Source organism: Streptomyces sp. NPDC043738 (assembly GCF_056436545.1).
Genome location: NZ_JBWKCJ010000050.1, coordinates 20,240 through 28,976 on the forward strand (window position 1 = coordinate 20,240; position 8,737 = coordinate 28,976).

The window sequence follows — 8,737 nt, forward strand, 5'->3', positions numbered from 1 at the left end:
CTGGTTTCACGGGGGCGGTCATGACAGGCCCTCCGCCAGCGGCCCGAGGGCCAGCGCCGGGAAGTAGGTCAGACCGGTGATGATCAGGATCGTGCCGACGAGCAGCCCGGCGAAGAGCGGCTTCTCGGTACGCAGGGTGCCCGCGGTCTCCGGGACCGGCTTCTGCTCGGCGAGCGAGCCGGCCAGTGCGAGCACGAACACCATCGGCAGGAAGCGCCCGAGCAGCATGGCCAGACCGATCGCGGTGTTGTACCAGGGCGTGTTGGCGTTCAGACCGCCGAAGGCGGAGCCGTTGTTGTTGGCGCCGGAGGTGAACGCGTACAGCACCTCGGAGAAGCCGTGCGAACCGGCGCCCAGCGCCTTGGTGTTGAGCATCGAGCCCAGCGCGTCCGGCAGCACCATCGAGGCGGCGGTGAAGCCGAGGACCAGCGTCGGGGTGATGAGGATGTAGCAGGCGGCGAGCTTGATCTCGCGGGTGCCGATCTTCTTGCCGAGGTACTCGGGCGTACGGCCCACCATCAGGCCGGCGATGAACACCGCGATGATCGCCATCACGAGCATGCCGTAGAGGCCGGAACCCACTCCACCGGGTGCGATCTCGCCGAGCATCATGCCGAGCAGCTGGATGCCGCCGCCGAACGCGGTGAAGGAGGAGTGGAAGGAGTCCACGGCCCCGGTGGAGGTCAGGGTGGTGGCCACCGAGAAGATCGCCGAGGAGCCGACGCCGAAGCGGGTTTCCTTGCCTTCCATGGCGGCGCCGGCGGCCTGCAGGGCCGGGCCGCCGTGGGCGAACTCGGTCCACATCATCAGCGCGGTGAAGCCGAGCCAGATGACGCCCATCGTGGCCAGGATCGCGTAGCCCTGCCGCACGTTCCCGACGAGCTTGCCGAAGGTACGGGTCAGCGCGAACGGGATGACGAGGATCAGGAAGACCTCGAAGAGGTTGGTGAAGGCGCCGGGGTTCTCGAAGGGGTGGGCGGAGTTGGCGTTGAAGTAGCCGCCTCCGTTGGTGCCCAGTTCCTTGATGACCTCCTGGGAGGCGACCGCGCCGCCGTTGGTCTGCTGTGAGCCGCCCATGAACTGGCCGACCTCGTGGATGCCGGAGAAGTTCTGCACGGCGCCGCAGGCGACCAGGACGAAGGCGCCGACGACGGCGATCGGGACGAGCACCCGGATCGTGCCGCGGACCAGGTCGGCCCAGAAGTTGCCGAGGTCGCCGGTGCGGGACCGGGCGAAGCCGCGGACCAGGGCGACGGCCACGGCCATGCCGGTGGCGGCGGAGACGAAGTTCTGCACCGCCAGGCCGGCGGTCTGCACGACGTGGCCCATGGCCTGCTCGCCGCTGTAGGACTGCCAGTTGGTGTTGGCGACGAAGGACGCCGCGGTGTTGAACGCCTGGTCGGGGCTGATCGACGCGAACCCGAGGGACAGCGGCATGCCGCCCTGGACGCGCTGCAGCAGGTACAGCAGGAGCACACCCACCGCGGAGAACGCCAGGACGCCGCGCAGATAGGCGGGCCAGCGCATCTCGGCGTCCGCATTGGCGCCGATGCAGCGGTAGACGACCTTTTCGATACGGAGGTGCTTGGGGGAGCTGTAGACGGCGGCCATGTAGTCGCCGAGGGGGCGGTACGCCAGGGCGAGCGCCGCGGTGAGCGCTATCAGCTGGAGCACGCCTGCGAGGAGGGGGCTCATGTCGCCCGCTGCGGCAGCAGCTATGGACACGTCAGAACCTCTCCGGGAAGACGAGCGCGAGGACCAGGTATCCGAGCAGGGCGACGGCAACGATCAGGCCGACGATGTTCTCGATGGTCACAGCTTCGTCACCCCCTTGGCGACGAGGGCCACCAACGCGAAGACCGCGATCGTGACGACGACGAAGGCCACGTCGGCCATCGTGTGCTCCTAGATGACTGGGGAGATGAGGACCTCCACAGCAAAGCGCCCTTCCCACGCGGCTCGAACTCTGTTGACGCCTCCCTTACGGCCATTAGCGCTCCGTTGACGGAACCCATACGCGCCCGTTCGTGACCTGCGCAAACGCCGAGGGCCCGGACCCCCTCAAAGGGGGTCCGGGCCCTTTCGACCCTCGCGATCCGGCCGAGATGCGGCCGTCTTCGCGCCGCTCGGCCGCGCGATCCGGTCAGCGGATCTCGGTGATCTCCGGTCCGCGCTCCAGGCGCTCCACGCCGCCGCCGAAGCGGGACTGCTCGGCCGATTCCTGCTGCACGCCGTCCGGCACCATCTGGGCGTCGTCCGGCAGCTTCAGCACGATCGGGTCACGCGGCGCCATCGGGCCGTCGCCGCGGACGATGACGGTGTCCCGGAAGATGTGCTCCAGCACGCCCGCGGCCTGCGGCTGCACCGCGCCCTGGCCGGAGATCACCCCGCGCAGGAACCACCGGGGGCCGTCGACACCGACGAAGCGCACGACCTGCACTCCGTTGGTGCCGTCCGGCAGCTGCACGGGTACCTGGGCGCGCAGCTCCCAGCCCAGCGGGCCCTCGACCTCGTCGATGACCCCGCCCTGCTGGGTGATGCCGGCGGCGATCTCCTCGCGCACCTCGCCCCAGATGCCCTCGTTCCTGGGAGCGGCGAAGGCCTGCAGCTGTACGGCGCTGTCCTGCAGCACCACCGTCGCGGCGACGATCGCGTCACCGGCGACCTCCACCCGCAGCTCCATGCCCTCGACACCGGGCACGTACAGGCCGCCGAGGTCCACCCGGCCCTCACCGGGCTCCTTGACCTCCGACGAGTCCCAGGGACCGTCGGGGCGCGGCGCGGGCGGAAGGTTGAGCCGCGCCGGCGTCGCCTCGCCCTCGTCGGCACCGTTCACCGCGTGCTCGCCGGCGAGCGTGGTGTCCTTGGCCGACTCTTCAGAAGCCTCGTTCTTCTTGCGACGTCCGAACACGTCACTGTCCTTCCCGGTCGGCACCGACCGATGCGTATTCATTCCCGCCCGTGGAGCCGCCCACCGCCGCATGACCGCCGGTGGAACCGAATCCCCCCTCGGCCCGCGCCGAGCCGGGAAGTTCCGCCACCTCGTGGAAGCGCACCTTCTCGACCTGCTGGACGACCAATTGGGCGATCCGGTCGAACCTCTCGAACCGCACACTCTCGCGCGGATCCAGATTGACCACGATCACCTTGATCTCTCCACGGTACCCGGCATCCACCGTCCCGGGGGCATTGACCAGCGCCAGTCCGCAGCGCGCTGCGAGCCCGGACCGCGGGTGCACGAACGCCGCGTACCCGTCGGGCAGCGCGATCGACACCCCGGTGGGCAGCACGGCGCGCTCCCCCGGCGCCAGCTCGGCGGCCTCGGTGGTCACCAGATCCACGCCCGCGTCGCCGGGGTGTCCGTACGACGGAACGGGCACGTCCGGGTCCAGCCGCCGCAGCAGTACATCCACCGGATTCCGTACCTGACTCACGGGTTCACCTCAAAGGCACGCGCTCGTTTGACCTGGTCCGGGTCGGCCATCGCCGCCTGGATCTCCTCGGTCCTTCCGTTGTCGATGAAGTGGTCGACCTTCACCTCGATGAAGACGGCCTCGGCGCGCACGGCGACCGGGCCGTCCGGGCCGCCTATCCGGCCCACGGCCGTCGAGTAGATCTTCCGCCCGTGCACGGCGGTGACCCGCGCGTCCAGATGCAGCACCGTGCCGAGCGGCACCGGCCGCAGGAAGTCGGTCTCCAGCCGGCCGGTCACCGCGATCACCCGCAGCAGCCAGTTCAGCGAGCCGAGCGTCTCGTCCAGCGCGGTGGCCAGCACTCCGCCGTGCGCCAGACCGGGCGCGCCCTGGTGGGCCTCCTTGACGGTGAACTCGGCCCGTACGCTCACGCCGTCCCCGGCCCGCGCCTCCAGGTGCAGACCGTGCGGCTGGCCCGTGCCGCAGCCGAAGCAACGGTCGTAGTGCGCGCCGAGGAGTTCGCCGGGCGCCGGACCGTCGGGGTGCCGGACCGGCGCGACGGCGTCCTTCGGCGGCGTCAGCCGCGGCGACTCCGTCCTCGTTCTGTCAGTTCCACTCACGAGTGCAGACCCTACCCGCGCGCGTAAGGGGCCCGCGCCGCCGTGCCAAGCTGGGTTCATGCAGTCGTACGAAGAACGCCTCACCGCGCCCCGGTCCTGGTGGGTGATCGCCGCGCTGATCGGCATCGCCTGCGCCCTGATGCTGCTCCCCCTGGGGACGCTGCCGATGCTCGGCGGGCTGATCGGCGGTGCCGCCCTGTCCGCGGTGGCGGTGAGCTCGTACGGCTCGGTACGGATCCGGGTGGTGGGTGACGCGCTGATCGCCGGCGACGCGAAGATCCCGGCGTCGGCGCTGGGCGAGGCCAGGGCCCTGGACGCGGACGAGGCGCTGGCGTGGCGTACGCACAAGGCCGACGCCCGCGCGTTCATGCTGCTGCGCAGCTATGTCCGCACCGCGGTGCGGGTGGAGATCACGGATCCGGACGACCCGACGCCCTACGCGTACCTCTCGACGCGGCAGCCGGAGCGTCTGGTGGCGGCGCTGACGGCCGTACGCGGCTGACCGGCGCCGCGGGGCGCCCCGTCAGCCTTCAGGCGTGGGGAGGGCGTCCCAGGGGACCTGCTTCGCACGCAGGTCCCGGCGGACCTTCTCGGCGAGTCTCCTGGTGGCGCGGCGGTTCATGAACGCGCCGACGGCGGCGCCGATCATGAACGGCATGAGGTTGGGCAGGTTGCGCAGCGTGCGCTTCATGATCTGCTGACGCAGTTCGCGCTTCATCTGCCCGCCGAGCGCGATGTTCAGCGAGGCCGGTGCGGCGATGTCGATGCCCCGCTCCTCGGACCAGGACGTCAGGCAGGCCATCGCGCGCTGCCGGAGGTTGCCCGCGGGGCGCAGCCCGTAGACCTCGTGCAGCTCGGCGATCAGCTTGATCTCGACCGAGGCCACGCCGGTGATCTCGGCGGCCAGCTCGGCCGGCATGGCGGGCGGAGCGGGCAGCATCGCCGCCGCGCCGACGCCCGCGCCGACGGCGGCGGTGCCCGCACAGGCACCCGCGACCAGCTTGTCGGCCAGCTCCTCGGGGGTCAGGCCGGGGAACTGGGCGCGCAGCGTGGCGAGGTCGCGGACCGGGATCCGCGGGGCGGTGGCGATGAGGCGATCGGCGATCGCGGCGATCCCCAGCCGCAGCCGGCCGCCTGTTCGGCCCGCGGGGCCGGCCAGGGCCGCGAGCGAGGCCCTGCGGCCTCGCTCCCGCGGTGCACCGGTCGTCCGCTCCGTGGGAAGGGCGGTCGGATCGGCGGGCACGGGCGCGGTTTCCTCGCGTGGTCGTGCGCCGGCCGCCGGGCCGCTGTCGCCCTTGGGGCCCTTACGGAACGGGTTCACGCCTGCCACGGCGTAGGCCGGTCTCAGGCCGCGCAGTCGCGGCAGATCGGCTGCCCGTTCTTGTCCTCCGCGGCGAGCTGGCTGCGGTGGTGCACCAGGAAGCAGCTCATGCACGTGAACTCGTCCTGCTGCTTGGGCAGCACGCGCACGGCGAGCTCTTCGTTGGACAGGTCGGCGCCGGGCAGCTCCAGGCCCTCAGCCTGCTCGAACTCGTCGACGTCGACGGCAGAGGCGGACTTGTCGTTCCGCCGCGACTTCAGTTCCTCGATGCTGTCCTCGTTGAGGTCGTCATCGGTCTTGCGTGGAGTGTCGTAATCCGTAGCCATTTTCGCTCTCCCCCTCTGGGTGTCTGCGGTGTCTCAGCGCTCGTAACGCGTGAGAGGCCGGACTTGTGCCCGACCTGAGGCGGAGATTTTGCCTCACATCAAGGTCTGTTACTCAATCGACACCCAACCGCACCCCTGAAGAGGTGATCGGTTTGGATGGCGATCAGGACCGTACACGGTCCGAATGTCGCACCTCGCGCAGCCCATCACCTGTACTTCCCGTAATCCGGCCCCCCGGAAACCCGGACTTCCCCGGCATTCCGCATGGCATTTCGATCACGGAGCGTAGATGGCTGGAAATTCGCGCCTGTGAGCGATCACACACACGCAGACCGGCGGTCGGACCGGTGCAATTCCGCGCAAAGCGAACTTGGCGAAGGATCCCCGCCCGACCCCCTTTTCGTCAAACCGGGAGGCGAGACGGTGTACGGCCGCGAGACGGGCGATCGTACGCACTGATGTCCGACCGTCGCCCACGGGGGTGCCGGTCGCTCCAGCGGCCGTACAACCGCCCTGTCGCCCTGCTCAGAGCGGTAGGACGACGCGCATGGTCAGGCCGCCGCCCTCGCGGGGTTCGGCGGTGATGCTGCCGTCGTGGGCGCGCACCACCGAGCGGACGATGGACAGGCCCAGCCCCACGCCCTTGTCGCTGCCGGTGCGCTCGGTGCGCAGCCGCCGGAAGGGCTCGAAGAGGTTCTCCACCTCATAGGCGGGGACCACCGGCCCGGTGTTGGCCACCACCAGCACCGCACACCCCGCCGCGGGCTCGGTGGTGACCTCCACCCAGCCGTCCTCGGCGATGTTGTAGCGCACCGCGTTCTGCACCAGATTCAGCGCGATCCGCTCCAGCAGCACACCATTGCCCTGCACGAAGACCTGCTGCCGCACCCCGCGCAGCGCCACCCCCTTGGCCTGCGCCTCCCCCCGCATCTGGTCCACCGCCTGCGCGGCCACCTCCGACAGATCCACCGGCCGCTTGTCCACGACCTTGTTCTCACTACGGGCCAGCAACAACAGACCCTCCACCAACTGCTCACTGCGCTCATTGGTCGCCAGCAACGTCTTGCCCAACTGCGCCAACTCCGCCGACGCCCCCGGATCGGCCAGCTGCACCTCCAACAGCGTCCGATTGATCGCGAGCGGCGTCCGCAACTCATGCGACGCATTCGCCACGAACCGCCGCTGCGACTCAAACGCCCGGTCCAACCGGTCCAACATCTCATCGAAGGTGTCCGCGAGCTCCTTGAGCTCGTCATCCGGCCCACCCAACTCGATCCTGCGATGCAGATCCGAACCCGCCACCCGCTGCGCCGTACGCGTGATCCGCCCCAACGGCGCCAGCACCCGCCCCGCCATCGCATAACCGAACGCGAACGCCACCACCGTCAGACCCAGCAGCGCCAGCAGGGAGCGGTTGAGGAGGCTGTTGAGGGCCACCGCGCGCTGTTGCTGGAGGCACTGGTTGACGGCTTCCTGGAGCAGCGGCCCGGACGTCTGGGTGGGCAGGTCGCAGATGTCGCTGGTCGACTCGAACTTGCCGCCGAGGATCTTCAGCGGCAGCGCGCTGCCGTCGTGCAGGGCGTCCGCGGCCAGCATGTAGATGATCGTCAGCAGCACGATCCCCGCCATCAGGAACATGCCGCCGTACAGCAGCGTCAGCCGTATCCGGATGGTGGGTCGCAGCCACGGGAACGGCCGGATGTTGACCGGCCGGGGGTCCCAGGTGGGCTTGGGCGGCATGGGCGGCGGTGGGGCCGCCGGCTTGGAGAACGAGGGCAGGGAGGGCATCGACGGTCAGATCCGGTATCCCGAGCCGGGGACGGTGACGATCACCGCGGGCTCGCCGAGCTTGCGGCGCAGGGTCATGACGGTGACCCGTACGACGTTCGTGAACGGGTCGGTGTTCTCGTCCCAGGCCTTCTCCAGGAGCTGCTCGGCCGAGACCACCGTGCCCTCGCTGCGCATCAGGACCTCCAGCACCGCGAACTCCTTCGGGGCGAGCTGGACCTCCTTGCCGTCGCGGAACACCTCGCGGCGATTGGGGTCGAGCTTGATGCCGGCCCGCTCGAGGACGGGCGGCAGCGCGACGGTCGTACGCCGCCCCAGGGCCCGTACCCGGGCCGTGAGCTCGGTGAAGGCGAACGGCTTGGGGAGGTAGTCGTCGGCGCCGATCTCCAGGCCCTCGACGCGGTCGCTGACGTCGCCGGAGGCGGTGAGCATCAGGACGCGGGTGGGCATCCCCAGCTCGACGATCTTGCGGCAGACATCGTCACCGTGGACGACCGGCAGGTCGCGGTCGAGCACGACGACGTCGTAGTCGTTGACCGCGATCCGTTCCAGGGCGGCAGCGCCGTCGTAGACCACGTCGACGGCCATGGCCTCCCGGCGCAGTCCGGTGGCCACCGCATCGGCGAGCAGCTGCTCGTCCTCGACGACGAGAACACGCACGTCGCTAGTCCTTCCTCAGGGCCCTTTCGGGCAGCACAAACAATGTCTGGGAGTGCTTCCATCCTGCCCTGAACAGCTATAAACCGGCGGTAAGACGGGTGCCGGGCGGCCGCGAGGGGGTCCGCGGAGCCCGACGGGCAGGATTCCCGGGCGGGTTGAGGTTTCCCTGAGGTTGCTCGTGGGGAGGACGACTGCACACCCGCGATCACGCCCTGTTTTTTCGGCGACCCGCCATGAACTAGTTCCATCGCAGGGACCACGCCGTGATCACCCACCCGTCGGCACACCCCCGTGCCACCGACCCACGACGAGGGGGCGCACATGGACGCGTTCACCGCAGGCATTCTGCAGCGCATAGAGAAGACCGAAGAGGATCTGGACCAGGCCCGCGCTGCGGGCGATGACTTCCTCGCCGAGGTCGAACAGGCCGAGCTCGAGGACCTGCAGCGACTGGCGAGCGAGCACGGTGTGCGCTACGGGGCGGTCAGCAACGCCTGACCCCGCGCCGGCGTACGACGGCAGCGGGGGGGGGGGGGGGGGGGGGGGGGGGGGGGGGGGGGGGGGGGGGGGGGGGGGGGGGAGGGCGGGGGGGGGGGGGGGGGCGGCGCC

Annotated in this window: 11 protein-coding genes; 2 read left to right on the plus strand and 9 right to left on the minus strand. The window is 70.2% G+C overall.

Translation table 11 applies throughout. The features are described 5' to 3' along the window. Positions 1 to 18: 18 nt before the first annotated feature. The 5 genes from kdpA to AC0680_RS36720 all read right to left on the minus strand — a co-directional run bounded on the left by kdpA (position 19) and on the right by AC0680_RS36720 (position 4,033). Positions 19 to 1,695 (minus strand): potassium-transporting ATPase subunit KdpA, encoded by a 1,677-nt coding sequence (kdpA, locus tag AC0680_RS36700; RefSeq protein WP_478637378.1) that lies wholly within the window; start codon positions 1,693 to 1,695, stop codon positions 19 to 21. Positions 1,696 to 1,726: 31 nt separating this feature from the next. Then, positions 1,727 to 1,816 carry a K(+)-transporting ATPase subunit F gene (gene kdpF / locus AC0680_RS36705; RefSeq protein WP_016575741.1) on the minus strand — a complete coding sequence of 30 codons (90 nt, stop codon included), beginning with the start codon at positions 1,814 to 1,816 and terminating at the stop codon, positions 1,727 to 1,729. A 327-nt stretch (positions 1,817 to 2,143) separates the two neighbouring features. Further along, entirely contained in the window at positions 2,144 to 2,911 is a 768-nt protein-coding gene (locus tag AC0680_RS36710; protein WP_478637371.1) for a DUF3710 domain-containing protein, read from the minus strand. 1 nt (position 2,912) lies between these two features. Then, entirely contained in the window at positions 2,913 to 3,434 is a 522-nt protein-coding gene (dut, locus tag AC0680_RS36715) for a dUTP diphosphatase (protein WP_128506666.1), read from the minus strand. Further along, positions 3,431 to 4,033, minus strand: coding sequence for a PaaI family thioesterase (locus AC0680_RS36720; RefSeq protein ID WP_384440048.1), 603 nt, complete (start codon positions 4,031 to 4,033; stop codon positions 3,431 to 3,433). The genes dut and AC0680_RS36720 overlap by 4 nt, the downstream gene beginning before the upstream one ends. A gap of 58 nt (positions 4,034 to 4,091) precedes the next feature. Here AC0680_RS36720 and AC0680_RS36725 point away from each other — a divergent pair, with 58 nt between their 5' ends. Next, entirely contained in the window at positions 4,092 to 4,535 is a 444-nt protein-coding gene (locus tag AC0680_RS36725; RefSeq protein WP_478637372.1) for a DUF3093 domain-containing protein, read from the plus strand. Positions 4,536 to 4,556: 21 nt separating this feature from the next. Here AC0680_RS36725 and AC0680_RS36730 read toward each other — a convergent pair whose 3' ends face one another. The 4 genes from AC0680_RS36730 to AC0680_RS36745 form a co-directional block, all read right to left on the minus strand. Beyond that, on the minus strand, positions 4,557 to 5,363 hold the full coding sequence (locus AC0680_RS36730; RefSeq protein WP_478637373.1) for a hypothetical protein: 807 nt from the start codon (positions 5,361 to 5,363) through the stop codon (positions 4,557 to 4,559). 14 nt (positions 5,364 to 5,377) lie between these two features. Beyond that, the gene (locus tag AC0680_RS36735) at positions 5,378 to 5,680 is read right to left on the minus strand and encodes a DUF4193 domain-containing protein (RefSeq protein WP_003982531.1); all 303 of its coding nucleotides are present in this window, start codon (positions 5,678 to 5,680) and stop codon (positions 5,378 to 5,380) included. 525 nt (positions 5,681 to 6,205) lie between these two features. Then, a complete protein-coding gene (locus AC0680_RS36740; protein ID WP_478637375.1) occupies positions 6,206 to 7,468 on the minus strand; it encodes a sensor histidine kinase in 1,263 nt (420 codons plus the stop codon). A gap of 6 nt (positions 7,469 to 7,474) precedes the next feature. Continuing rightward, on the minus strand, positions 7,475 to 8,128 hold the full coding sequence (locus AC0680_RS36745) for a response regulator transcription factor (protein WP_006602630.1): 654 nt from the start codon (positions 8,126 to 8,128) through the stop codon (positions 7,475 to 7,477). Between the two features lie 321 nt (positions 8,129 to 8,449). Between AC0680_RS36745 and AC0680_RS36750 the strand changes: the two genes are divergently transcribed. Further along, on the plus strand, positions 8,450 to 8,626 hold the full coding sequence (locus AC0680_RS36750; protein WP_393496536.1) for a hypothetical protein: 177 nt from the start codon (positions 8,450 to 8,452) through the stop codon (positions 8,624 to 8,626). Positions 8,627 to 8,737 lie beyond the last annotated feature (111 nt).

What these genes read in the sequence shown, in the direction of transcription:
- kdpA (WP_478637378.1), bottom strand. Translation starts at nt 1,695, where the DNA reads ATGAGCCCCCTCCTCGCAGGCGTGCTCCAGCTGATAGCGCTCACCGCG.
- AC0680_RS36725 (WP_478637372.1), top strand. Translation starts at nt 4,092, where the DNA reads ATGCAGTCGTACGAAGAACGCCTCACCGCGCCCCGGTCCTGGTGGGTG.
- AC0680_RS36735 (WP_003982531.1), bottom strand. Translation starts at nt 5,680, where the DNA reads ATGGCTACGGATTACGACACTCCACGCAAGACCGATGACGACCTCAAC.
- AC0680_RS36740 (WP_478637375.1), bottom strand. Translation starts at nt 7,468, where the DNA reads ATGCCCTCCCTGCCCTCGTTCTCCAAGCCGGCGGCCCCACCGCCGCCC.
- AC0680_RS36750 (WP_393496536.1), top strand. Translation starts at nt 8,450, where the DNA reads ATGGACGCGTTCACCGCAGGCATTCTGCAGCGCATAGAGAAGACCGAA.